This window comes from Pseudomonas sp. TWI923, assembly GCF_039673365.1.
Taxonomy (GTDB): domain Bacteria; phylum Pseudomonadota; class Gammaproteobacteria; order Pseudomonadales; family Pseudomonadaceae; genus Aquipseudomonas; species Aquipseudomonas sichuanensis.
In genome coordinates this window covers 61851-84209 of record NZ_JBDJLM010000014.1, presented here as the reverse complement: position 1 = coordinate 84209, position 22359 = coordinate 61851, and the positions used below count along the sequence as shown (strand labels likewise).

General features: G+C 65.0%; 20 protein-coding genes and 1 pseudogene. 11 read left to right on the top strand and 10 right to left on the bottom strand.

Annotation, left to right across the window (positions count from 1 at the left end):
- Window positions 1-2029: DUF6531 domain-containing protein (locus tag ABE459_RS08975; RefSeq protein ID WP_323831238.1), on the bottom strand; the 2029-nt coding region annotated here is incomplete at its 3' end.
- A 443-nt stretch (window positions 2030-2472) separates the two neighbouring features.
- Window positions 2473-3831, bottom strand: a complete 1359-nt coding sequence (locus ABE459_RS08970; RefSeq protein WP_323831239.1) for an 8-oxoguanine deaminase — start codon at window positions 3829-3831, stop codon at window positions 2473-2475.
- 484 nt (window positions 3832-4315) lie between these two features.
- On the opposite strand from ABE459_RS08970, the gene ABE459_RS08965 reads away from it, so the two are divergent.
- Complete coding sequence (locus ABE459_RS08965; RefSeq protein WP_323831240.1) at window positions 4316-4744, top strand: TOBE domain-containing protein; 429 nt, start codon at window positions 4316-4318, stop codon at window positions 4742-4744.
- 230 nt (window positions 4745-4974) lie between these two features.
- A complete protein-coding gene (locus tag ABE459_RS08960) occupies window positions 4975-5838 on the top strand; it encodes a sensor domain-containing diguanylate cyclase (protein ID WP_125463626.1) in 864 nt (287 codons plus the stop codon).
- A gap of 3 nt (window positions 5839-5841) precedes the next feature.
- Here ABE459_RS08960 and ABE459_RS08955 read toward each other — a convergent pair whose 3' ends face one another.
- The 5 genes from ABE459_RS08955 to ABE459_RS08935 form a co-directional block, all read right to left on the bottom strand.
- The gene (locus ABE459_RS08955; RefSeq protein ID WP_346648015.1) at window positions 5842-8250 is read right to left on the bottom strand and encodes a TonB-dependent siderophore receptor; all 2409 of its coding nucleotides are present in this window, start codon (window positions 8248-8250) and stop codon (window positions 5842-5844) included.
- A gap of 121 nt (window positions 8251-8371) precedes the next feature.
- The gene (locus ABE459_RS08950) at window positions 8372-9334 is read right to left on the bottom strand and encodes a DUF4880 domain-containing protein (RefSeq protein WP_323831242.1); all 963 of its coding nucleotides are present in this window, start codon (window positions 9332-9334) and stop codon (window positions 8372-8374) included.
- Window positions 9331-9834, bottom strand: coding sequence for a sigma-70 family RNA polymerase sigma factor (locus ABE459_RS08945; RefSeq protein WP_125858253.1), 504 nt, complete (start codon window positions 9832-9834; stop codon window positions 9331-9333). The genes ABE459_RS08950 and ABE459_RS08945 overlap by 4 nt, the downstream gene beginning before the upstream one ends.
- A gap of 78 nt (window positions 9835-9912) precedes the next feature.
- Complete coding sequence (locus tag ABE459_RS08940; RefSeq protein WP_323831243.1) at window positions 9913-10617, bottom strand: SDR family oxidoreductase; 705 nt, start codon at window positions 10615-10617, stop codon at window positions 9913-9915.
- A gap of 260 nt (window positions 10618-10877) precedes the next feature.
- Entirely contained in the window at window positions 10878-11771 is an 894-nt protein-coding gene (locus ABE459_RS08935) for a LysR substrate-binding domain-containing protein (RefSeq protein ID WP_323831244.1), read from the bottom strand.
- 187 nt (window positions 11772-11958) lie between these two features.
- On the opposite strand from ABE459_RS08935, the gene ABE459_RS08930 reads away from it, so the two are divergent.
- On the top strand, window positions 11959-12351 hold the full coding sequence (locus ABE459_RS08930) for a hypothetical protein (RefSeq protein ID WP_323831245.1): 393 nt from the start codon (window positions 11959-11961) through the stop codon (window positions 12349-12351).
- On the opposite strand, the gene ABE459_RS08925 is transcribed toward ABE459_RS08930, so the two are convergent.
- On the bottom strand, window positions 12339-13256 hold the full coding sequence (locus tag ABE459_RS08925) for an acetoacetate decarboxylase (RefSeq protein ID WP_323831246.1): 918 nt from the start codon (window positions 13254-13256) through the stop codon (window positions 12339-12341). The two genes, ABE459_RS08930 and ABE459_RS08925, sit on opposite strands and share 13 nt — an antisense overlap.
- 121 nt (window positions 13257-13377) lie before the next feature.
- Window positions 13378-13818 carry a MerR family transcriptional regulator gene (locus ABE459_RS08920; RefSeq protein WP_125466182.1) on the bottom strand — a complete coding sequence of 147 codons (441 nt, stop codon included), beginning with the start codon at window positions 13816-13818 and terminating at the stop codon, window positions 13378-13380.
- Window positions 13819-13945: 127 nt separating this feature from the next.
- On the opposite strand from ABE459_RS08920, the gene ABE459_RS08915 reads away from it, so the two are divergent.
- Window positions 13946-15202, top strand: a complete 1257-nt coding sequence (locus ABE459_RS08915) for an NADH:flavin oxidoreductase/NADH oxidase family protein (protein ID WP_258706240.1) — start codon at window positions 13946-13948, stop codon at window positions 15200-15202.
- Window positions 15203-15266: 64 nt separating this feature from the next.
- Here the strand turns inward: ABE459_RS08915 and ABE459_RS08910 are convergent, their stop codons facing one another.
- Window positions 15267-15650, bottom strand: a complete 384-nt coding sequence (locus tag ABE459_RS08910; RefSeq protein ID WP_125463617.1) for a hypothetical protein — start codon at window positions 15648-15650, stop codon at window positions 15267-15269.
- Between ABE459_RS08910 and ABE459_RS08905 the strand changes: the two genes are divergently transcribed.
- From ABE459_RS08905 to ABE459_RS08875, 7 genes and pseudogenes are all read left to right on the top strand, one after another.
- A complete protein-coding gene (locus tag ABE459_RS08905; protein WP_323831247.1) occupies window positions 15649-15897 on the top strand; it encodes a hypothetical protein in 249 nt (82 codons plus the stop codon). The two genes, ABE459_RS08910 and ABE459_RS08905, sit on opposite strands and share 2 nt — an antisense overlap.
- A 388-nt stretch (window positions 15898-16285) precedes the next feature.
- Window positions 16286-16474: pseudogene (locus ABE459_RS08900) on the top strand (LLM class flavin-dependent oxidoreductase); the annotation flags it as partial.
- Between the two features lie 206 nt (window positions 16475-16680).
- Entirely contained in the window at window positions 16681-17958 is a 1278-nt protein-coding gene (locus tag ABE459_RS08895; protein WP_125463616.1) for a cystathionine gamma-synthase family protein, read from the top strand.
- Window positions 17959-18101: 143 nt separating this feature from the next.
- Window positions 18102-19541: an amino acid permease gene (locus tag ABE459_RS08890; RefSeq protein ID WP_323831248.1), complete on the top strand. Its 1440-nt coding sequence runs from the start codon at window positions 18102-18104 to the stop codon at window positions 19539-19541.
- A gap of 47 nt (window positions 19542-19588) precedes the next feature.
- On the top strand, window positions 19589-20473 hold the full coding sequence (locus tag ABE459_RS08885) for a LysR substrate-binding domain-containing protein (RefSeq protein WP_125463614.1): 885 nt from the start codon (window positions 19589-19591) through the stop codon (window positions 20471-20473).
- Between the two features lie 22 nt (window positions 20474-20495).
- Window positions 20496-21881 carry a threonine synthase gene (locus ABE459_RS08880; RefSeq protein WP_323831249.1) on the top strand — a complete coding sequence of 462 codons (1386 nt, stop codon included), beginning with the start codon at window positions 20496-20498 and terminating at the stop codon, window positions 21879-21881.
- Window positions 21878-22315: an Lrp/AsnC family transcriptional regulator gene (locus ABE459_RS08875; RefSeq protein ID WP_125463612.1), complete on the top strand. Its 438-nt coding sequence runs from the start codon at window positions 21878-21880 to the stop codon at window positions 22313-22315. The genes ABE459_RS08880 and ABE459_RS08875 overlap by 4 nt, the downstream gene beginning before the upstream one ends.
- The last annotated feature ends 44 nt before the right edge of the window (window positions 22316-22359 follow it).

The window sequence follows — 22359 nt, the reverse complement described above, 5'->3', positions numbered from 1 at the left end:
GCTGCAGGCGGTTGCTGCGTTCATCGTAGGTGTAGCGGTCCTGGCTGCCGTCGGCGTGCAGGTGGCGGATCACGTTCTTGCGGGCGTCGCGGAACAGCCACTCCGAGCGCTGGTCAGCGTGCTGGATGCGGTAGGTGTAGCCCTCGGCGTCGTAGTAGTGGCGAGTCTGGCCGCCGTAGGCGTCGGTCACGGTGGTCAGGCGGATGTGCTCATCCCACGCCAGGCGGGTTTCGAAGCTGCCGTCGTCGGCCCATTCGCGAATCGCCCGGGCGTGCGGGCCGCTGCCGTCCCATTCCAGGTTGAGGCCGCGCTCGGTGCGGTCGGTGTAGCGGGTGATCAGGTGGTGCTGGTACTGGTAGCGCCAGGCGGCGCCGTGCTCGTCCTGGGCGGCGATCAGGTCGCCCTGGTCATCGTAGTGGTAGGCGCACAGCTGGCGCAGCGGCTTGCCGTCGACCAATTGCCACAGGCCCTGGATATGGCCGTGCTCATCGAGCAGCGTGCCCAGTTGCAGGTGCACCTTGCTCGGGTCGTTGTCGGCGTAGGTGTTGATGTCCGACAACACCGGGCGGCCGTTGTGGCTGTGCTCGTAGTGCAGCATCGCGCCGACGCCGTTGCGCATGACGATATGCACCAGGTGGAAGCGCTCGCCGACGCGCTCGTAGGTCTCGTGGCGCTCCTGGCCGCGCGAGAGGATGAGCTGGGTGTCGGTGGTGCGGGTCAGGCCACGGTACTCGACCGCGTCGTAATGGGTTTTGCCGACCTTGGGCAGCGGGTAGGCGTGGCTGCGGCCGTCGATATCGTGCAGCAGCAGGCCATCGTCCTGCACATCGATGCAGGTGGTGAAGGCGGTGATCCAGCGGGCGCCGAGGCTGCCGCTGTCGAGGGCGGAAAGGCGCGAGTGGTAGGTGCGGGTCCAGGTGATCGGGAACGGGCCGGGCAGGCTGAAATCGGTGTGCTGCAGGGTCTCGCTGCCCAGGGCGAAGTTGATGCTGTTGCAGGTGTTGGCCGGGGCGCCGTTCTTGCACGGGTTGGCGGCCTGGGACGCGGGCGCCTGCTCTTTCTGGGTTTCCAGCTTGCCTTCGGCCAGTTGGTGGCGGGCCTTGCTGGTGCCGCCGGGCTTGATGTTGGCTGCCACCACCTGGGGGTTGCGTTGGCGCCACTGCTTGACGCTGCTGGCCAGGATCTGACTCAGGGCCTCGATGGAGCCGGGGCTGCCGGCATCGCCCAGTTTGAGGATCATGCCGCGTATCAGTGGGGCCAAGGTGCGCAGGTGCGCGCTGTGGGTGAGCAGTTCGGTTTTGGCCGCTGCGCTGAACGGAAGGCCGACACTGGTCATGCCCTTGCCAGCGTGCTTGTAGGCGCTGAAGGCACCGGCCAGGTAGTTGTCGAGCGTGGCCAGCGGGTTGTGCATCAGCGCGCTGTTCGTGGCAGATGCCGAGCGGGCGTGTCTTAGGCCGGCGCCTTCGGCCAGGGTGGCCAGGCCACTGGCAATGTCGAGGATGATCCGCTCGCCAAGTGTGGCGGCCTCGGCGAGGATGCCCTTGAGTTTGCCGGCGGCCTGGCTGACGAAATTATCAAGGCTGCCGACGATATCGGCGTTGAGGTGGCCGGCCAGCAGTTCGACCGACGCATCGTCGAGCACCTGCTTGCCCTCCTGGCGCACGAACAACAGCATCGGCCGCAAGCTCATGCGCGCCGGCGCCTCACCGGCGGGCGAGGTGACCAAGGCGATCAGATTGAGGGCAAAGGTGGCGCAGTCGAGCGGGTCGGGCACCTTGCTGCGGGCCAGGGTAGCGATAGCGCCCAGTGCTTCGATCAGGGCGATGCTGTTGCCCGCCACTGGCACATTGCCAGCGACGGTCTTGAGGCGCTCGAGGGTGGCATGGCCGGCACTGACTTCCCGCAGCCAGGCGTCGAACACGGCGGCGCCACTGCCGACGTCCTTGGCCTGGATTTCGGCGAGTGGTGTGATCGCTACTTGTAAAATGCCCTTGCCTGAAGGGCTGGCCTTGCCGGGGGTGGTTGCCATTTGGTTTGGCGCTCCTTGCTGGAAAGGAGGTCGCCTGGTGGCTACGCATCGCGGGGCAAGCCCGCTCCCACAAGGTGGGCGGTGCAGTGCAATGGCCTCGGTCGGGCGACCTGAAAATGCAGGAGGGAAACCATACCGAGGCGGTATTCAGGAAGAAGTCGGAAGGTGTCTCGCGCGCAGGAAGGAGCATTCCTGTTCGGGTGTGGAAAAACGGCTACACGCCCCTGGCGGGCATAAACACTCTGTGATCACTGAAGGGTCGGCGCGCCGAGCAATTCCTCACAACGTCGCCGACACCCCACGCTGATCAAGCTCGAACACCTTGCTGCGCCGCAGGCACTCGCGGAGCCAGCGCTCGGCCTTGCCCTGCCGGCGGCGGTGGTTGGCTCAGCGGTTAGCTGAGCAGCCGTTGCGCCCCACAAGGCGCGCAACGGCCACTCAAGTCACTCGCCGCTAACCAGTTGCCGCGCCAGCTGGTTATGACGCTCCAGCACCAGGGGCAGATCCACGGTGGTGATACGGCCGTCCTTCACCACCACCCGGCCATTGATCACACTGGTATCAACGTGGGTCGGGGTGCAGAACACCAGGGCCGCCAGCGGGTCGTGCAAGGCGCCTGCATAGGCCACGTGGCCGAGACTGAAGGCTACGAAGTCGGCGACCATGCCGGGGGCCAGGGCGCCGATGTCGTTACGGTTAAGCACCTTGGCGCCGCCCAGGGTGGCGATTTCCAGGGCTTCGCGCGCGGTCATGGCATCGGGGCCGAAACCGACCCGCTGCAACAGCAGCGCCTGGCGCACTTCGCCGATCATGCTGGCGCCATCGTTGGAGGCCGAGCCGTCCACCCCCAGGCCCACCGGCACGCCGTGGTCGCGCATCTTGCGGATCGGCGCGATACCCGAGGCCAGGCGCATGTTCGAGCAGGGGCAGTGGGCCACACCGGTGCCGGTGCGGGCGAACAGTTCGATGCCGTGCTGGTCGAGCTGCACACAGTGGGCGTGCCACACGTCATGGCCGACCCAGCCGAGGTCTTCGGCGTACTCGGCAGGGGTCATGCCGAACTTCTCGCGGCTGTAGGCGATGTCGTTGACGTTTTCCGCCAGGTGGGTGTGCAGCGACACACCATATTCACGCGCCAGCACCGCGGCTTCGCGCATCAGGTCGCGGCTCACCGAGAACGGTGAGCACGGCGCCACCACCACGCGGCGCATCGAACCATGGCTGGCGTCGTGGTAGTCCTCGATCAGGCGCTGGGACTCCTTGAGGATGTCGCTCTCCTTCTCCACCACCGAATCCGGCGGCAGACCGCCCTGGCTGCGGCCTACGCTCATGCTGCCGCGCGCGGCGTGGAAACGCATGCCGATTTCCTCGGCGGCGTGGATGCTGTCGTCGAGCTTGCAGCCGTTGGGGTAGATGTACAGGTGATCGCTGGAGGTGGTGCAGCCCGACAGGATCAGCTCGGCCATGGCGGTCTGGGTCGACACCGCGATCATTTCCGGTGTCAGCCGCGCCCAGATTGGGTACAGGTTTGTCAGCCAGTTGAACAGCTCGCCGTCCTGGGCGGCCGGCACCACGCGGGTGAGGCTCTGGTACATGTGGTGGTGGGTGTTGACCAGGCCGGGGATGACCACCTTGCCGGCCATGTCCAGCACCACATCGGCGGTTTGCGGCAGGCTGTCGCTGGGGCCGACCTGCTTGATGATGTTGTCTTCGATATACAGGCCGCCGCGCTTGATTTCCCGGCGTTCGCCGTCCATCGTCACCAGCAGTTCGGCGTTCTTGATCAGCATTGTCTTGGGCATGGGTGTTCCTCTCCCGCAAGGGGTCGCATTCAACAGGATGTTTGCACAGGCCGCCGTCGGGCGGCCTGGATGGAGCGTTCAGTGCAACTGCGCAGGCAGTGCGCAGATGAACGGCAGGCGATACCGTGCCGCGGCTGAATCCGCACGTGCCAAGGCATGAGCCAAGGGCCCTGACAGGCATGGACGGGTTTGCGGCGTGAAGGGTATGGCGGCGAGTCCGTCGCTCGTGGGAGCGCTGAAGCATGCATCAGCGTTGAACGGGATTCGCGCAAGAGGCTCGTAGGGTTCGAGCAGCGTTGGGTGTTGCATGATGAGTAACCGTCGCAATACGCAGCGGCGATTGCCGCTGTCGTAGGCGCCGGCCAATGTAAGCAGAACTAAAGGTTTTTGTATACAAGAAGCTCTCACCGCCGCCGCTATGCTGGAAACTACATAACGAAATCCTGACACTGCAGTCAGATTTTTCATCTTCAAGGAGAATTGCATGAAAGTCAGTGCCCGCAACGTGTTCAAAGGAAAGGTCCGTGACGTGCGCCCCGGCGCCGTCAACAGCGAGGTCAGCCTCGAGCTGGTCGGTGGCGAAACCCTGGTGGCGGTGGTCACCGTCGAGAGTGTCAACAGCCTGGGGCTCAAGCCAGGCGCCGAGGCCATCGCCCTGATCAAGGCACCCTGGGTAATGCTGATGACCGAGGCCAGCGACATTCGCCTGTCCGCCCGCAACTGCCTGAATGGCAAGGTGGTGAAAGTCACCGACGGTTCGGTCAACGCCGAAGTGACCCTCGAACTCGCCGGCGGCACCCAGGTCCACGCCATCGTCACCCGCGATGCCGTGCAGGAGCTGGGCCTGGCCCCAGGCGTCAATGCGACCGCCGTCATCAAGGCCTCGCACATCATCCTCGGCGTACCGGCCTGATGATCCCGGCCAGGGCTCCGTTCGGCGCCCTGGCCTGCCCATGAACGACAGGTGCCACTGCGCGCCCGTCCATTTCGTCCGCCGCCTCTGGTGACAGCCGCCCGCCACTGTGTATGCTGGCCGGCGCCGCGAACCGTTGCCTGGCCCTGCCCCGCTGCCGACCGGGCCACTCGCCGCCGCCCTTCGCGATCAGGCTACGATCGAGCCCACCGTAGCGGACTCCCAGCCCCATGCCCGTTGACCTGCAAGCGCTGTACCCCAAGCTGATCCACCTGATGCTGGACACTGTGTTCGTGGTCGACCGGGACAACACCATCGTGTTCGTCAGCAACGCCTGCGAAGCGCTGCTGGGCTACCGTGCCGACGAACTCACCGGCACCCCGATCACCCGCTACATGCACCCGGACGATCTGGAGGCGACCCGCGCCTCGATCATCCGCATCATGAACGGCCACGCCCATTTCGATTTCCGTAACCGTTACATCCGCAAGGATGGTGCGGTGGTGCACATCTTGTGGGCGGCGTTCTGGTCCGACGAGGTGGGTGCGCGGATCGGCGTGGCGCGCAACGTGACCGCCCTGACCCAGGCCGAGCAGGAGCTGCGCTTCCTCGCCCATCACGACCCGCTGACCCGACTGTGCAACCGCTCGCTGTTCAACGACCGCCTGGTTGCGGCGCTGCACAACGCACGGCACCAGCAACGTCCACTGGCGCTGCTGTTCCTGGATATCAACGACTTCAAGGGCATCAACGATGTCCACGGGCATGCGGCGGGCGACCGCGTGCTGTGCACCATTGCCCGGCGCCTGGAAGCCTGCGTGGCGGCCACCGACACGGTGGCGCGCATGGGTGGCGACGAGTTCACCGTATTGCTGCCGGAAATCTCGTCGCCCGCTGCGGTTGCCGAGCAGATCGCCCAGATTCTCGCCGTCATGGCCGAGCCGCTGGGCCCAGAGTTCGGCGATATCGGCATGCCCAGCTGCAGCATCGGCGTAGCCTGCTACCCCGATGACGGTGAGGACGCCGACACCCTGCTCAGCCGCGCCGACGACGACATGTACCAGCAGAAACGGCGGCGCCGGGCGGCGGGTTGAGGGTCAGAAATCGTAGCGCAGGTTCATCATCACGTTGCGCGGCGCACCGTAATGCCCCCAACTGCCGGAGAAGCCGGTGTAGTACTTCTCGTCGAACAGGTTGTTGAGGTTCAACGTGCTGCTCAGGTGCTCGTTGAAGCGGTAGCGAGCCATCAGGTTGACCACGGCATAGTCATCCTGGGTGATGCGGGTGCGATAACGGGAGAAATACACCGAGTTGCTGGAGTTCCAGTTGACCCCACCGCCCAGGGTCAGGCGCTGCCAGTCGCCCTGTAGCTGGTAGGTGTTCCACAGCCGGAAGGTGTCCATCGGCAACTGGGCGGTCAGGCGCTGGCCATCGGCGTCCTCGGTGCGCGAATGGCTGTAGCCGGCCTGCACGTTCCAGCCCGTGGCCAACTCGCCGGCCAGCTCCATGTCGATGCCCTTGGTCTTGGCGCCGCTGACGGCGCGGTAGGCGTCTTCCTGGTCGCGAGTGCCCGGCACCTTGGCGCCGCCATCGAGCTCGGCGACGTTGTCGCGCTCGACCAGGTAAAGCGACACGCTGCTGTTCAGGCGCCCGTCGTAGAACTCACCCTTCCAACCCGTCTCGTAGTTTTTCCCCACTACCGGTTCCAGGTACTTGCCTTCGCGGTCACGGGCCGACTGCGGCTTGAAGATGTCGGTGTAGCTGACGTACACCGACTGCTCGGGGGTGAGGTCGTAGACCAGCCCGGCGTAGGGCGTGACCACGCCGCGCTCGGTCATGCCGTAGGCATTCGGGGCGCCGTCGGGCAGGCTGCGCAGGTAGTAGTGATAGCGGTAGTTGCTGGCCCGGGCGCCGAGGATCAGGTGCAGGCTGTCGCTCAGGTTGAAACGCGCGGCAGTGAAGTAGCCGCTCTGGCGGGTGTCGACATCGTAGTCCAGCACCGGCGTGAAGGTGTCGCTGCTGGGTTTGGGCAGTTCGTTGCCCCAGGTGTCGAAGTCGACGATCGCGTCATCGGTGCCCTCGGAGTGATGGCGATTGACGTAGTCGAAGTAGTTGGCGCCAAAGATCAGTTCGTGGGTCTGCCCGAACAGTTCGAACGGCCCTTGCAAGGTGGCATCGATCGCGCGCTGGCGCTGGGTGGCGGTGGCGTCGCTCTGGTCGATCTTGGCGCTGCCGTCAGGGCTGATGTTGGAGTTGTTCGATGAGCTGTAATAGGCACCCGACAACGCGTAGCGGTCGACATCCATGTAGGTGGTGCCGACTTTCAGCTGCCAGTCGCCAGCCAGTTGCTGCTCGAGGCCGATGGTGTAGTTGGTGGTCTCGAAGCGGTCCAGGTTCCACCGCGCCCCGGAGCTGGTGGAGCGGGAGAAGTCGGTCGGCGTGCCGTTGTTGTAGATCAGCGGCACACCTTGGGCGCCGGTGGGCCGATAGCGTTGGTGGTCGATGCTGACCCGCAACAGGGTGGTGTCGGTGAGGTCGGCTTCCAGCGCGCCGTAGGCGATGTCCTTGTCCTGCTTATACCAGTCCATGAAGGTGTGGTTGGTCTGCTTGGCCGCTACCAGGCGCCCGCGCAGGTTGCCTTCGGGGGTCAGCGGGCCGGACACATCGGCCTCCAGGCGCCGATAGTTCCACGAGCCCAGGCCACCCTGCACATAGGCCTGGAAGTCCCGGGTCGGGCGCTTGCGCACCACGTTGACCACACCGCTGGGGTCGCCCGCGCCGGTCATAAGGCCAGTGGCGCCGCGCACCACCTCGACCCGGTCGTAGATCGCCATGTCCAGCAAGGTACTGGGCATGGTGCGGGTCTGGTTTTCCTGGTAGGTGGTGATGCCGTCGAACTGGTAGGTGTTCAGGCCACTGCCGCGCGAATAGATGTTGAAGCGCTCGCCGCCATCCTGGGACATGGTGATGCCCGGGGTCTGCTTGAGCACGTCGGACATGCTGGTGAGCTGCTGGTCGTCCATGAACTGGCGAGTGATCACGCTGATGCTCTGCGGGGTCTCGCGGATCGACAGGTTCATCTTGGTGGCGGTGCTGGTCACCCCGGTGGTGTAGGAACCGGTGCCCTCGGTGGTAGCGCCGAGCCCGGTGGCGTTGACGCTGGTGGCGCCCAGTTCCATGACGCCGTTGTCGGCTGCCTGGGGGATCAGCCGATAACGGTCGCTGCTGACCTGCACCGGCTGCAGCCCGGTGCCGACCAGCAGCATGGCCAGGCCCTGCTCAACCGCGAACTGACCGCGCAGGCCGGGGCTGTGCACGCCCCGGGAGGCCTGAGAGTCTACGGCGACCATCACCCCGGCCTGCTGGCCGAACTGCCCGAGCACGCTGTCGAGGTTGCCAGGGGCGATATCGAAACGGCGCACATCGGCCTGGGCGGTAAGGTGCCACGCGGCCACGGCCAGGCCGAGCAACAGCGGGCTTGCGAGAGGGGTAAGGCGACACAGCATCGAGACAATCCTTGGCAGACAGGCGTGGGCGAGGCGCTGCAGATTCAGCGCGTTTGCCTGTACTGATGCGCGAGAAATGAAAACCTGCCGGGCATGGGCAAGTATTTTTGCGCGGTGAAATTCAGGCCGGCACTACCGTGGCCCAGTAACCCAGCACCCGTTGCACCCGCACCGGCAACACCTCGGCCAGCAGGTCCAGGCTGGCCTCCGGCTGGTCCAGCGAGAAGGTGCCGCTGACTTGCAACCCGGCCACCCGCGGATCGCAGCGCAATACCCCTTTGCGATAGCGGTCCAGGTCGGCCAACACACTGCCCAGTGCCATGCGCTCGGCCACCAGTTGCCCCTGGGTCCAGGCCGCTGCGCCCACCGGCAATGGCGTCACGCTGCCAGCGCCCGTTGCCGCGAACAGCTGCTGCCAACCGCCTTCCAGCCCGGCACGCAGACCCTGCCCGTCTTCCACCAACACCCTGCCGTCGAGCACCTGCACCAGGGTGGCGGCCACCTGCTGCTGAACCACCAGCCGTGCCCCCACGCCCGACAGGATCCGCGCCTGCCCCGCACGCACACTGATGCCGGCACCCTGCCCGGTTTCCACCAGCACGCGCCCACGGTTGAGCGTCAGCACCTGCTGACCGGCCACCTGATCGCCATCCAGTGCACTACCCGTATCAAGCTGTACCGTCAGCCCCGTGGCCAGGCGCCAACTGCGCCGCTCACCGGTGGCAGTGCCGTAGTCGCTGAACAGCGTCGGCAGCACGCTGCGCTGATGCACGCCATAGCCGCTGGCTAGCAGCACCCCGGCCCCAGCCAGCCCGCCGAGCAAGGCACGCCGCGACACCCGGGTGCGCGCCTGCAGCAGGCTGCGCGCCGCCGGCACGCCATGAGTACCGTTACGCAGGCCCTGGCCCAGGCCATCCAGGCGCTGCCAGGCCAGTTCGTGGGCCGCGCTCGCCTGGCGCCAGCGCTGGCAGGCCAGCCGCTCGGCCTCACTGCTGGCCCCCGACTGCAGGCGCACCATCCACAGCATGGCCTGCTCGACCACAGCCGGGTCCAGCCGTTGCGCATCTGCCTGTTGCGGCCTCATTCGCCGTACACCGACGCGTAGCAGTGCCGATAGGCCTTGAGCATGGCTTTCTGCACCACATTAACTGTCAAACCTTGACGCTCGGCGATCTGCGCGTAGGTCAGGCCGTCGAGTTGCGACAGCAGGAACACCTCGCGCACGCGGCTGCCCAGGCCATCGAGCACCTGCCCCACCGCATCCAGCGCTTCGAGCACCAGCAGGCGGGTTTCCTCCGAGGGCTGATGCTGCGGTTCCAGCAGCGCCAGGCTGTCCAGGTAGGCGCGCTCCAGCGCCTGGCGGCGAAAGTGCTGCAGACACAGGCGCCCGGCGATGGTCGCCAGGTAGGCGCGTGGCTCACGCAACTGCGTCGGCAGCTCGCTACGCAACAGCCTGACGAAGGTGTCCTGGGCCAGGTCCAGCGCCTGCTCGCGGTTACCCAACCGGTTGCGCAGCATGCTCACTACCCAGCTGTGGTGCCGCAGGTAGAGATCGCCGACGACATGGCGGTTGGCTGGGTTCATGGCGCGAATCTCCGGCGGCAAATGAATGAAAGTCGCACATGGTAATACTTATCATTCATTTGCATCCAGACGCGTGTTTCACACGCTGCGGGTCAAACCACCATCGACCTTGATGTTCTGCCCGGTGATGTAGGCCGCGCCGTCACTGGCCAGGAAGGCGATGGTGGCGGCGATTTCCTCGCTGGTGCCATAGCGCTTCATCGGCACCATGTCGCGGCGCTGCTCGGTTTTCGGCAGGCTGTCGATCCAGCCAGGCAGCACGTTGTTGATGCGCACGTTGTCGGCTGCGTAGGTGTCGGCGAAGACCTTGCTGAACGCCGCCAGCCCCGAGCGGAACACCGCCGAGGTGGGGAACATGTCGCTGGGTTCGAAGGCCCAGGCGGTGGAGATATTGATGATCACCCCGCCCTGCTGGCGCTGCATGATCGGCGTTACCAGCCGCGCCGGGCGGATCACGTTGAGCAGGTACACTTCCATGCCCTTGTGCCAGTCTTCGTCGCTGATTTCCAGGATCGGCGCGCGGGGGCCGTGGCCGGCGCTGTTGACCAGCACATCCACCCGGCCCCACTTGGCCATGACCGCGTCGACCAGGCGTTGCAGGTCTTCGACCGACTGGTTGCTGCCGGTCACGCCGATGCCGCCCAGTTCATTGGCCAGCGCCTCGCCCTTGCCCGACGACGACAGGATGCCGACCTTGAAGCCGTCGGCGGCCAGGCGCCGGGCCGCGGCCGCGCCCATGCCGCTGCCGCCGGCGGTGATGATTGCTACTTTCTGTTCTGACATGCTGCCTCCTGGATTGAACAAAAACATGATGGTTCGAGGGCGCCAGGCTGCATTACCCGTGCTGCCATCTTCGCCTGTGTAGGAGCGGCCTTGCGCCGCGAAAGGGCTGCGTAGCGGCCCCAGGATTTCGGAATAATGCAAAATCGTCGGGCCCGCTTTGCGGCCCATTCGCGGCACAAGGCCGCTCCTACAGGTACCCACTCACCCTAGCAGCCGTGCAGCCATCGAGGGAGACAGCCAAGCTTTCGCAAGCCAGTAGCTCAGCTATCGCCTGCCTGTTCTTTCAGCCAAGCCTTGACCACTGCCAGTGCAGCAGGCTGTTGCGCCTTGCGCGGCCACACCAGGTAGAACGCCTTGTCCAGCTGTAGCTGCAGGGGGAACACCTGGGCCAGCCTGCCGGCGGCGATATCGTCCTTGACGAAGGCGTGGCTGGCCAGCGCGATGCCCTGCCCGCCCGCGGCTGCGTCGATCGCCAGTGAGGTCTGGTTGAAGCGCAGGTTGCGTGCCGTCCCCGGCCCCTGCCCGGGGAACAGCGCCGCCGTGAACGCGGGCCAGAAGTCATGGGCGTCGTGCAGCGCGACAAACCCCTGCAGCGCCGCAAAGGTTGCCGGTACGCCTTTTTCCGCCAACAACTGCGGGCTGGCCACCGCCACCAGCCTCTGCTCCATCAACAGCTCGGCATTGAGCCCCGCGCCGAACGGTGGCTGGCCATAGCGCACGGCCAGGTCGACGCCATCGGTCTGGAAGTGCGACAGCCGGTCGCCGGCAAGCAGGCGCAGGTCGATGTCCGGATTGCTTTCGGCGAAATCGCCGAGCCTGGGGATCAGCCATTTCGCCGCAAAACTCGGTGTCACGCTGACCGTGAGCTGCGAGGGCTGAGGGCGCAGCAGCCGGGTCGCCTCATCGATCATCGCCAATGCGCCGCGCACGCTGGAGCTGTAGGCGCGTCCGGCGTCGGTCAGGCCCAGCCCACGGGGCAGGCGCTCGAACAGGCGGATGTTCAGGCTGGCCTCCAGGCCACGAATCTGCTGGGCCACGGCCGCCTGGGTGACGCCCAGCTCCTCGGCGGCGAGGCGGAAGTTCAGGTGGCGGGCGACCACCTCGAACATGCGCAGGGCGTTGAGTGAAGGTAGCGAGGGGAATGCGCTTGGCATGGCGGTAGGAATTCTATTGGCTGCAGAGTGCGCTCCAGTGTGCCAAGGGTTTCCAGCCATGGCTATAAAAGCGGCCGGCCCCAGAACTTTTTCCTTTTTGCCGGTCTATCTGCACAAGCCCGAAGCGAAACGCTGACGCGGGCGGCTGGCCACACCTTCAACTGTCTTTCAGAGGCTGTCTTCACCCATGAAACTACCTACCCCACGCATGCTGCTGCTTGGCCTGTTCGCCCTTGTGGCAGTGGGCTCGGCGAGCGCTTCGCCGATGAAGACGCCTAGCCCTGTGCACACTGGCGAACTGGCGGCGCCCCAGGTCCCGGCTCCCGTCAACCCCTGGCCGAGCCTGGCCAGCACGGTCGCCGAGCAGCCCGCAACGCTGCTGGCCCATGACGACCGCTACTACCGTGATGACCGCTGGCATGACCGCCGCGAAGACTGGCGCCGCGAGCAATGGCGCAAAGAGCAGTGGCGCCGTGAGCAATACCGCCGCGAAATGGAACGGCGGCACAACTGGGAGCGTTATCACGACCGCGCCCGGCAGGATCGCTACTACGATGACCGTCGCTACTATCGCCGCTGACCGGCCTGTCCCAGCCCAGCCAAAGGCGCGGGCAGGTACAGTACCACCTGCGCCTCCTTGACCACATCCAACCGCACCAGGGTCGATGCCCCCAGCCCGTCGAGCAACTGGCTCAACGGGCCGCCATGGCGTACCAGTTTCACGCCCCGAGGCAGCAGGCGCTGGGCAAAGGACAGCGGATTGGTCAGCACCTGGGTCTGCTGCCATTGGCCGTCGACCTGATGGACCATGGTCGTCGTGCCCATCCTCGATTGCGATGCCAGCGTGCGCAGCACGGGCAACGGCGCCTGCAGGCTCAGGTCCGGCCTGCCGTCGGCGGCGGCGATCCGCGCCTGCACGCTGGTGCCGATATCCACCTCGATCGGCGTGCGCCACTTGGGCAACTGATAGCCCAGCACCCCACGCACCCGGGCGATCTCGGTGTTGACCGGCAGCGCCAGCACATGGGCGAAGAAACTGCGCCGCCGCATCGCATCCAGCAACTCCAGCGCGTGGGGCCCTCGGGCACCAGGGCGGCGGATGACGATGGCCACGGACACCTCGTCGTAGGGATCGTTGTCGCACACCCCATAGGAAAAGAAATTCAGCGCCACCAAGCCATACCCGGGCAACGGGCTCAAGGGTTCCAGAGCCACCGGCAGGCTTGCCCGCAGGCGCCCGAGGGGGGCCAGGTACAACAGCTGGATGCAGGCAGAGCGGTAATAGAAATTCGGCGCCCAGACCGGCCCGACCCGGGACTGCACCAGCTGCTTGGGGATGCGCCGGAAGAATGTGATGTCTCCGGCGGCCGGGTCGCGCGCGACCTGGTCAAGGTCAGGGTTCATCCGGAAGCGGTCGTAGTACCCCCCTTCCAGCACCTCGACCTGCTGCGTGCCGAACTCGACCTGGGTGTATCGCCTGTCCATATCTGCTTGACCTTTCTCGAAGATTGACCCGCCGGGCAGCCGAGGGGGCGTGCCGATGATCAGCCCGCGTCAATCACTCTAAGGTTCAACTCAACTTCAAGGTCAAGCGTTCATCCAAGGCTCACTCCACAACCCGATGAGCCTTGGCCGCCCCTGCGCTTTCCTCGCGCAGGCGCTCCAGCACCCGCTGGGTGTTGTCGTCGCAGGGCATGCCCTCGGGCCGGTTCTCGATGCTGTCGATGGCTATCAGCAACTGCGCCCTGCTCTGCGCCAAGCGCTGCTGCATGGCTTCGATCTCGGCCACCTTGCGCTTGAGGCCGTCGAGCAGGCCGTCCTTGCGCCAGGCATTGGGCCCCACCGGCAGCAGGTGGCGAATCTCTTCCAGCGAAAAGCCAGCGCGCTGGGCACCGGTGATGATCTCCAGGATCCACACCGCCTCTGGCCCATAGTCGCGGTAGCCATTGGCCCGGCGCTCGACCGCCTTGATCAGCCCGCTGGCCTCGTAGAAGCGGATACGCGACGCCGCCAGGCCGCTGCGCTTGGCCAGTTCACCGATTTTCATCACTCACCTCACTGAATGCGTTCACTGGGCGATGGCATCGCCCAAGACGCGTTATCCCACAAAAACTGTTGACCTTAAAGTTGCCTTTAAGCTTAAGGTCGAGCCACTCCCCCTCGAGGCCCTTGCCATGAATGTGTTCGCTGCGCTCACCCTGCCCAATGGTTCGCTTGTGCCGAACCGTATCGCCAAGGCCGCCATGGAAGAGAACATGGCGCAGACCGACCAGGCTCCCTCCGAGCGCCTGATGCGCCTGTACCAGGCCTGGGCCGACGGTGGCGCCGGCCTGCTGATTACCGGCAACGTGATGATCGACAGCCGCGCCATGACTGGCCCGGGCGGCGTGGTGCTGGAGCACGATGCGCAACTGGAGCCGTTCAAACGCTGGGCGCGGGTCGGCCGCTCGCGGGGCGCGCAGTTCTGGATGCAGATCAACCACCCCGGCCGGCAGATGCAGGCCAACCTCGGCCAGCAGACCTGGGCCCCCTCGGCCGTGCCGTTGGAACTGGGCAGCATGTCCAAGCACTTCGGCACCCCACGGGCGATGACCGCCCCCATCATCGACGAGGTGATCGCCCGCTTCGCCCGGACCGCCCAGCTGGCAGAGCAGGCCGGTTTCACCGGCGTCGAAATTCACGCCGCACACGGCTATCTGCTCAGCCAGTTCCTCTCCCCGCTGAGCAACACCCGCACCGATGAATGGGGCGGCCCGCTGGAAAACCGCGCCCGCCTGTTGCTGGAGGTGGTGAAAGCAGTGCGCAAGGTGGTTTCACCCGGCTTTGCGGTGGCGGTCAAGCTCAACTCCGCCGACTTCCAGCGCGGCGGCTTCAGCGCCGACGACGCCCGCCAGGTGGTAGCGCTGCTCAACGGCCAGGGGGTCGACCTGATCGAACTGTCCGGCGGCAGCTACGAAGCCCCGGCCATGCAAGGCGAAGCCCGCGACGGCCGCACCCTCGCCCGCGAGGCCTACTTCCTCGACTTCGCCCGCGACATCCGCCAGGTCGCGCAGATGCCGCTGATGGTCACCGGCGGCATACGCCGCCTGCCGGTCGCCCAACAGGTAGTAGCCAGTGGCGTGGAGATGGTCGGCATCGGCTCGGCCCTGGCCATCGCCCCAAGCCTGCCCAACGACTGGCAGCGTGGCGTCGACCCGGCGCCGCAGTTACGGCCGATCACCTGGAAGAACAAGGCGCTGGCCTCGCTGGCCAACATGGCGGCGGTCAAGTTCCAGCTGCGTCGGCTGAGCCTTGGGCGAGCGCCGGATCCGCAGGTGTCGCCGTTGCGGGCATTGGTGTTGCAGCAATTGGCCAATGCGCTGCGCACGCGGCAGTATCGGCGGTGGATGCGGGAGGTGGGCAAGCGTGGGGGTTGCTCGGGTGCGGTTTGAGTCCTGGACCGAGGCTGGCTCCTGACGCGCAGAGCGCGCACGAGCCAAACAGGTCGGCGTTGTACTAATCGATCAGCTCGACGTAATTGGACTCCCCCCCTCCAGTGGCGCCAGATAACCAACCCCAGACAAAGTGCAGGGTCGTGCGGCCTGCTTGATCAACGCCCACCGTACCCCGGGACCAGCCGGCAAGAAGCTCGCCCTCGGTGGTCAAACACTGGAAAAGCAGCTCGATGGTATCGGGGCCTGTCACGCGGCCTACCTGATTACCTGTACGGATCCGTCCGCCTTGGTAAGTGCTGTTGATGGCACCATCGTCGACTGAATAATGGAAGACCGTGCCGGCACCCGATAACCCTTGGGTGTTACTGGCTACCGAGAATCGACGGTTGTTCAGCCGTGCTGCGATCTGGGGAAAATCAGTTTCCGACTGTCGTGAGTCTTTCATGGCGAAATCCATTTTAGAAACGGCCACATTACCCGAGGCGGCGATGAGTCTTCTACCTGATGGGTTGGGGTATGTGCAGGCTTTGAATGGCAGCAATCGACCCAAAGCTGCCAATGCGATGGTGCTGCTCTTGCTCATTTTTCCAGGCTGGCGCGAACCTTGTGGGAGCGGGTTTACCCGCGAAGCAGGCGACGCGGAGAGTGGCACGGGCTTCGCCCGTGTTCGCGGCGGTTCGACGCCTCGATAAACCCGCTCCCACAGAGATCACCTCTGGCATGACTGTCAGCTATGGGTCGATAGCGGTCGTTCGCAAGTGGCCACCCTTCGCCACCCCAAATAGGCCTTCACAGTCGTTCGCTATCGGCCCAAGGAAAACAGATCGAACCGGATCTGATCGGGGCGTGATAGTTTGAAAGCAATGGTGCTCAAGCTCCGCCAAATAAATAACTCATCATATTTGGGCATATGAATCGAATTTACTTTCTTTTGGATTTCTCTGTTGAATCGGATCACTGCAATGCACCAGGCTTCGATATTTAGTTTAGCTTGCCACTCCTGCCCTCTATTCTCGCCCCAGAGAACATAGATTCCATTCCAGTATTCTGGAGCGTCATCAGAGTTGCTGGTATTGGATCCCCGCATACAGGCTGGACCACGACGACCGTGGCGAGCGCTTTGCGCAGTGCGTGGACTACTTGCGCCGGCTGCTGGCCGAGCAACCCGGGCCGATCGACTCGCCGCTGGGGCAACTCGGCACTGCAAGGCCGCTGCCCAGGTATGTTGCTAGGCGTATCCCGCTGGTGGTGACAGGCTCGTCGCGCCAGAGCCTGCAATGGCTGGTCGAGCATGCCGATGGCTGCCCATCTCCGACAGCGCTGCCCTCTGACTCAGATCCCTCGGGGCACAGCCATTAAAAAAAACGCTACTGAGCCCCCAGATACATCGTTTTTCAGTTCCAGGCCCTCCCCCTATAGTCCCCACGAAACGCCCCGGCATCGGGGTGGTCATCACAGTCGTGCAGGAACTGGATATGAACAAGAACGAAGCGGTTGCAGGCATTGCTGGTGCGGGCGTCGGCACACGGGTGGTGTGGAGTGGCGAGCAAGGCCAGCACCCCTACAACGCGACGCAGACCCCGATCGTGGTCAGTGCCGCGTATGGCTATCAGGACATCGACGCCTGGTACGACGTGGCGCAGGGCAAGCTGCCGGGCTACATCTACAGCCGCATGAGCAACCCGACCGTCGCCACGCTGGAGGCCAAGCTTTGCGGGCTGGAGCAGTCCGAGTCGGCCGTGGCCTTCAGCAGTGGTATGGCCGCAATCAGCGCGGTGCTGCACACCTTTCTGGCGAACGGAAAACGGGTGGTGTCGACCCGCGACAGCTACGGCGGTACGAACAAGATCTTCGAGGAATTCCTGCCGCGCATGGGCGTGCAGGTGTGCCTGTGCGACACCCTGGATACCGCAGCCCTGGAGCGCGAAATCGCTGCCGGCTGCGATCTGCTGTACCTGGAAACGCCCACCAACCCGACGCTCAAGGTGCTGGATATTCGCCGCCTGAGCGCTGCTGCGCACAAAGTAGGTGCCCTGGTGGTGGCCGACAACACCTTTGCTACACCGCTGAACCAGAACCCGCTGGCTCTGGGCGTGGATGTGGTGGTGCACAGTGCCACCAAGTTCCTGTCCGGCCATGGCGACGTGCTGGGTGGTGTGGTCTGTGGTGCCGAGCACCTGATGGCGCAGGTGCGGCATTACCGGGAAATCAACGGTGCATCATTGGACCCGTTCTCGGCCTACCTGATCATCCGTGGCATCAAGACCTTGGCCCTTCGACTGCGTCAGCAACAGGCCAGTGCCCAGGCCTTGGCCGAGTACCTGTGCAACGAGCCGCTGGTGGAAACGGTGAATTACCCCGGCTTGCCACAGCACGCCGGCCACGCCATCGCCAAGGCGCAGATGCGCGGTTTCGGCGCCATCGTGAGCTTTGTGCTCAAAGGCGGCATGGACACCGTGGCCCGTCTGTTGCCACGCCTCGAGTACGCCCATCGGGCCGGCAACCTCGGGGCGGTGGAAACCATCTACGGCCCGGCGCGCACCACCAGCCACGTCGAAAACACCCTGGAAGAGCGCCAGGCGCTGGGGATTTCAGAGGGCCTGGTGCGTATTTCCGTGGGTATCGAGGACACCGACGACTTGCTGGCCGACTTGGCCCAAGCCTGCGCCGCGGTACGCGCGGAACTCGCGCGGCAGGCTGACCCGCACTGTGGCGCCGAGGAGGCCGGCCGCCCGATCCAGCAACAGGCCTGAAGCTTGTCCCAAGGCACTCGCCCGCCGCGGCGGGTGCCTCTTCATGAAGTCGAACAATAACAACATGCAAGGCATTTCGATTCGCGCTGCCAAGACGAGGTCGTAGCACGCCCTTGCCCGCCAACTTTCATGAGACTCCAACAATGTCCGTGCAGATAACCACAAACAAAAATGCCCCGGCGCATGCCTTCAAACAGGATATGCAAACCCGCCACATCGTCATGCTGGCACTGGGTGGCGTCATCGGCACCGGCCTGTTCCTGACCTCTGGCTATACCGTCAACCAGGCGGGACCGCTAGGCGCGGTGATTGCCTACATCATCGGTGCGGTAATGGTTTACCTGGTGATGATGTGCCTGGGTGAACTGGCCGTGCAGATGCCGGAAGTCGGCTCTTTCAGCAGTTACGCAACCCGCTACCTCGGGCCTGGCACCGGCTACATGGTGGCCTGGATGTACTGGCTGACCTGGACGGTCGCCATCGGTTCGGAATTCACCGCCGCCGGCATACTCATGGTGCGCTGGTTCCCGGACACACCGGTATGGATGTGGAGCGCGCTGTTTGGCGCGGCGGTGTTCATCACCAACATCATTTCCGTGCGGGCATTCGCCGAGACGGAATTCTGGTTGTCGTTGGTCAAGGTGCTTGCGGTCGTCGCCTTCCTGGTCATCGGTGGCGGCGCCATCCTGGGCGTGTTCGACATCAAGCAGGCGCACAGTGTCGGGTTGGGCAACTTCACCCGTGAAGGGCTGTTCCCCACCGGCTTCTGGTCCATCGCCATGACCTTGCTGGCCGTGTCCTTCGCCTTCTCCGGCACCGAGCTGATCGGCATTGCCGCCGGCGAAACCCGGGACCCTGAAAAGAACGTGCCCAAGGCCATCCGCACCACGGTGCTGCGCCTGGCGCTGTTCTTCATCGGCACCATTTTCGTGTTGGCCACCCTGTTGCCCCGCGAGCAGGCCGGGCTTGTGGAAAGCCCGTTCGTGATGGTGTTCGAGATGATCGGTATTCCCTACGCCGCCGACATCATGAACTTCGTCATCATCACCGCGCTGCTGTCTGCCGCTAACTCCGGGCTGTATGCCGCCGCGCGGATGCTCTGGACCCTCAGCGACCAAGGCAACATGCCGCGCAAGTTCGCTGCACTGTCACGCCGCGGCACGCCGTTCAACGCCATCGTTTTGAGCATGGCGGGCGGCATGGCTTCGCTGCTCAGCGGCGTGTTCGCTCCCGACACCATTTACCTTGCCCTGGTGTCGATCTCCGGGCTGGCGGTGGTGGTGGTGTGGATGAGCATCGCGGCCAGCCAGATCGCCTTCCGCCGGCACTACATCGCCACGGGCGGCAAGCTCGAAGACCTCAAGTTCCGCGTGCGCGGCTACCCCTTCGTGCCCCTGGCCGCGCTGTTCTGCTGCCTGCTGGCCTGCGTGGGCATCGCCTTCGACCCCGCTCAGCGTGTGGCGTTGTACTTCGGCTTGCCGTTCATTGCCTGGTGCTACTTCATGTACTGGCTGACCTGCAAATATCGCCAGCGTCGCCAGGGTGCGCAGCACATGGCCGAGGCGGCTACCGAGGCCGCCTGAGCAAGGTGATACTGGGCCACTGAACCAGTCGCCATGAGGAGCTTCCATTGAGCCAGAAAACCTTGCCCCCCTTGAACTGGCTACGGGCCTTCGAAGTGTCGGCGCGCTACCTGAACTTCACCCATGCCGCCGAGGAGCTGCACCTCACCCAGGGGGCGGTGAGCCAACAGATCCGTCACCTGGAGAGCCAGCTGGGGGTGGCGCTGTTCAAGCGCCTGCCCCGGGGGCTGGGGTTGACCGAAGAGGGGCAGTCCTACCTGCCGGTGGTGCAGGACGCCATCAGCCGCCTGGCGGTAGGTACCAACGAGATCTTCGGGCAACGCCAGCGACGGCCCTTGAAGGTGCGCGGCAGCCTGTCGTTCCTGCACTTCTGGTTGGCACCGCGGCTGGCTGACTTTCGCCGGGCGCATCCGCAGGTGGACATCCGCTACATCAGCAACCTGTGGGTCAAGGAGCTCGATGCCGAGGATGACCTGGAGATTCGCTGGGGCAATGGCGAATGGCCTGGCGTCGAGGCGCAGCGCCTGACCCGGGACCTGCTGGTGCCGGTCTGCTCGCCCGCCCTGATCGCCAGCTGCCCGCTGCGCGAGCCCCGCGACCTGGCAGGCCTGCCACTGCTGCATGTGCTGGGTTACGAGGAAGGCTGGGGGTACTGGTTGGAGCGGGTCGGCGCCGAGGGCGTCGATTCTTCGAGCGGCCTGCAGTTCGACACCTTGGTGTCCACCTTGCGCATGGCGGAGCTGGGGCTGGGGGTGGCCCTGGCGCGCTCGTCCCTGGCCGAGGACCTGTTACAGGAAGGCCGCCTGGTAGCGCCGTTCGCCCAGCGCATCGAAGCCAGCGAGTCGTTCTACCTGGTGCGCGGCCTGGGTGAGGCGCTGCCCGCAGACGCCCAGGCCTTCAGCCACTGGCTGGTGGCCATGGCGCAACGCTAATCACGAGTCATTTGGAGCAACGATGCAGTACACAACCACGCGTGGCAGCGAGACACGAGTTGACTTTCGCACGGCGCTGCTTTCAGGGCTGGCAGAGGATGGCGGGTTGTTCGTGCCCGCGTCGCTGCCGCAATTCAGCCCTCAGGAAATTGCCAGCTGGTCCTGGCTGCCGTTCGACGAACTGGCCTGGCGGGTCATTGCACCTTTTGTAGGGGATACCCTCGATGAGCCGACGTTACGGGCGCTGGTCAGCGACAGCTACCGTGGCTTCGCGCACCGTGCGATCGCCCCGCTGCAGCAGATCGGCCACAACGAGTGGATCATGCAGCTGTTCCACGGGCCAACCCGATCCTCCAAGGACTTTGCCGCGCAGTTGCAGGCACGGCTCATCAGGCACTTCCTGGGCCAGAACTGTGAGCGTGTGATGTGGGTGGGCGCCAGCAATGGCGACACGGCCGTGGCCGCGATCGATGCCTTGCGCCACTGCCCTACGGCCCGCCTGCTGGCGCTGTATCCGCAGGCCGGCACCCCGGCGGACCGCGCGGCGGTGATGCGCGGCGCCGACTCGGGCAGCGTCAGTTGCGTGGCGGTGAACGGCAGCTTCGACGATTGCCAGTCGCTGGTCACCCGGTTGCTGCGCGAATGGCCCTGCCCGGCGCTGATACCGATCAGTTTCAATTCGACCAACTGGGTCGGGGTACTGGCACAGATAGTTTTCTATTTCCATGCTGCGCTGCAGCTGGGCGGGGGCACACGCCCGGTGGGCTTCAGTATCCCCACGGCCAGTTTTGCCGAGATTTACGCAGGCTTCATCGCGCAGAAGATGGGGCTGCCGATCAATCAGATCATCGTCTCCACCAACCGCAATGACGCCCTGCACAGGTTCATCCATTGCAACCGCTACAGCCGGGTCTCGACCAGCCGGACCTTGTCGCCCGCCATGGACTTTTCGCTGTTCTCCAACCTCGAACGCTTCGTCTGGGAGTTGTACGAGCGCGACGGCGAGGCGACGCGGGCGCTGATGGAGCACTTCGAGGCCTGTGGCGAATTGAGCATCGGCAACCGCCAGTGGTTGCAGGCCCGCATGCTGTTCGACTCCTATGCGGTGGACGATGCCTCGATCCGCGAAGAAATCACCACGCTGTTCCAGCAAACCGGCAGTGCGGTAGACCCGCATACCGCCACGGGTGCCTTCGCCGGGCGCCTGCACCGGCGCAATATCGGCGCCCCGATCGTGACCCTGGGGCAGTTCGCCCCTGAAAAATCGGCGCCGCTGCTGGCCGAATTGGGTGCCTGGCAAGGGGCGATGCCAGCGTACGCGGTGGCAACCCCGGACGGTCCGCTGCTGGCCCAGGATGACCTGACAGGCTTGCACGGGGTATTGACCGCGTTGCAGGCCGCTCGATGAAGCGCATCCTCGACCCCTTGGACGAGCGCATCCTCGCCGAGCTCACGGCCAATGCACGTATCGCCCACGCCGAGCTGGGGCAGAAGGTCAACCTGTCGCGCAATGCGGTGCGCCAACGCATCGAGCGCCTGGAGCGCGACGGTGCCATCCAGGGTTACACCTTGCGCATCGGCGAGGGGCGCCGGCCCGCGTCGCTGATCAATGCGCTGGTGTTCGTCTACCGCTACGACCGCATGCGCGGTGACGCTGTGCTCGACGCGCTGCGGCAGATTCCGGAAGTGGTGCAGTGCCAGGTGCTGAGCGGCGAGTTCGATCTGCTGCTGCGCATCGAGGCCGCAAGCCCGGAACGGGTGCACCACGTCTGGCGGGAAATTGCCGCGATGCCGGGGGTGGAGAACACAGTGACCTCGTTCGTGTTGTCGAGCGTGATCTGAGCTGACCGTAAGCGCCCTCCCTCTTGCCACCACCACGCCGCCTG

Bases quoted from the DNA above. Each gene is read 5' to 3' on its own strand.
- ABE459_RS08945 (WP_125858253.1), bottom strand. From the start codon at position 9,834: ATGAACCCAGCCAACCGCCATGTCGTCGGCGATCTCTACCTGCGGCAC.
- ABE459_RS08875 (WP_125463612.1), top strand. From the start codon at position 21,878: ATGAAGCGCATCCTCGACCCCTTGGACGAGCGCATCCTCGCCGAGCTC.
- ABE459_RS08965 (WP_323831240.1), top strand. From the start codon at position 4,316: ATGAAAGTCAGTGCCCGCAACGTGTTCAAAGGAAAGGTCCGTGACGTG.
- ABE459_RS08915 (WP_258706240.1), top strand. From the start codon at position 13,946: ATGAATGTGTTCGCTGCGCTCACCCTGCCCAATGGTTCGCTTGTGCCG.
- ABE459_RS08905 (WP_323831247.1), top strand. From the start codon at position 15,649: ATGGCGAAATCCATTTTAGAAACGGCCACATTACCCGAGGCGGCGATG.
- ABE459_RS08930 (WP_323831245.1), top strand. From the start codon at position 11,959: ATGAAACTACCTACCCCACGCATGCTGCTGCTTGGCCTGTTCGCCCTT.
- ABE459_RS08960 (WP_125463626.1), top strand. From the start codon at position 4,975: ATGCCCGTTGACCTGCAAGCGCTGTACCCCAAGCTGATCCACCTGATG.
- ABE459_RS08935 (WP_323831244.1), bottom strand. From the start codon at position 11,771: ATGCCAAGCGCATTCCCCTCGCTACCTTCACTCAACGCCCTGCGCATG.
- ABE459_RS08925 (WP_323831246.1), bottom strand. From the start codon at position 13,256: ATGGACAGGCGATACACCCAGGTCGAGTTCGGCACGCAGCAGGTCGAG.
- ABE459_RS08895 (WP_125463616.1), top strand. From the start codon at position 16,681: ATGAACAAGAACGAAGCGGTTGCAGGCATTGCTGGTGCGGGCGTCGGC.
- ABE459_RS08950 (WP_323831242.1), bottom strand. From the start codon at position 9,334: ATGAGGCCGCAACAGGCAGATGCGCAACGGCTGGACCCGGCTGTGGTC.
- ABE459_RS08970 (WP_323831239.1), bottom strand. From the start codon at position 3,831: ATGCCCAAGACAATGCTGATCAAGAACGCCGAACTGCTGGTGACGATG.
- ABE459_RS08880 (WP_323831249.1), top strand. From the start codon at position 20,496: ATGCAGTACACAACCACGCGTGGCAGCGAGACACGAGTTGACTTTCGC.
- ABE459_RS08910 (WP_125463617.1), bottom strand. From the start codon at position 15,650: ATGAAAGACTCACGACAGTCGGAAACTGATTTTCCCCAGATCGCAGCA.
- ABE459_RS08920 (WP_125466182.1), bottom strand. From the start codon at position 13,818: ATGAAAATCGGTGAACTGGCCAAGCGCAGCGGCCTGGCGGCGTCGCGT.
- ABE459_RS08890 (WP_323831248.1), top strand. From the start codon at position 18,102: ATGTCCGTGCAGATAACCACAAACAAAAATGCCCCGGCGCATGCCTTC.
- ABE459_RS08940 (WP_323831243.1), bottom strand. From the start codon at position 10,617: ATGTCAGAACAGAAAGTAGCAATCATCACCGCCGGCGGCAGCGGCATG.
- ABE459_RS08955 (WP_346648015.1), bottom strand. From the start codon at position 8,250: ATGCTGTGTCGCCTTACCCCTCTCGCAAGCCCGCTGTTGCTCGGCCTG.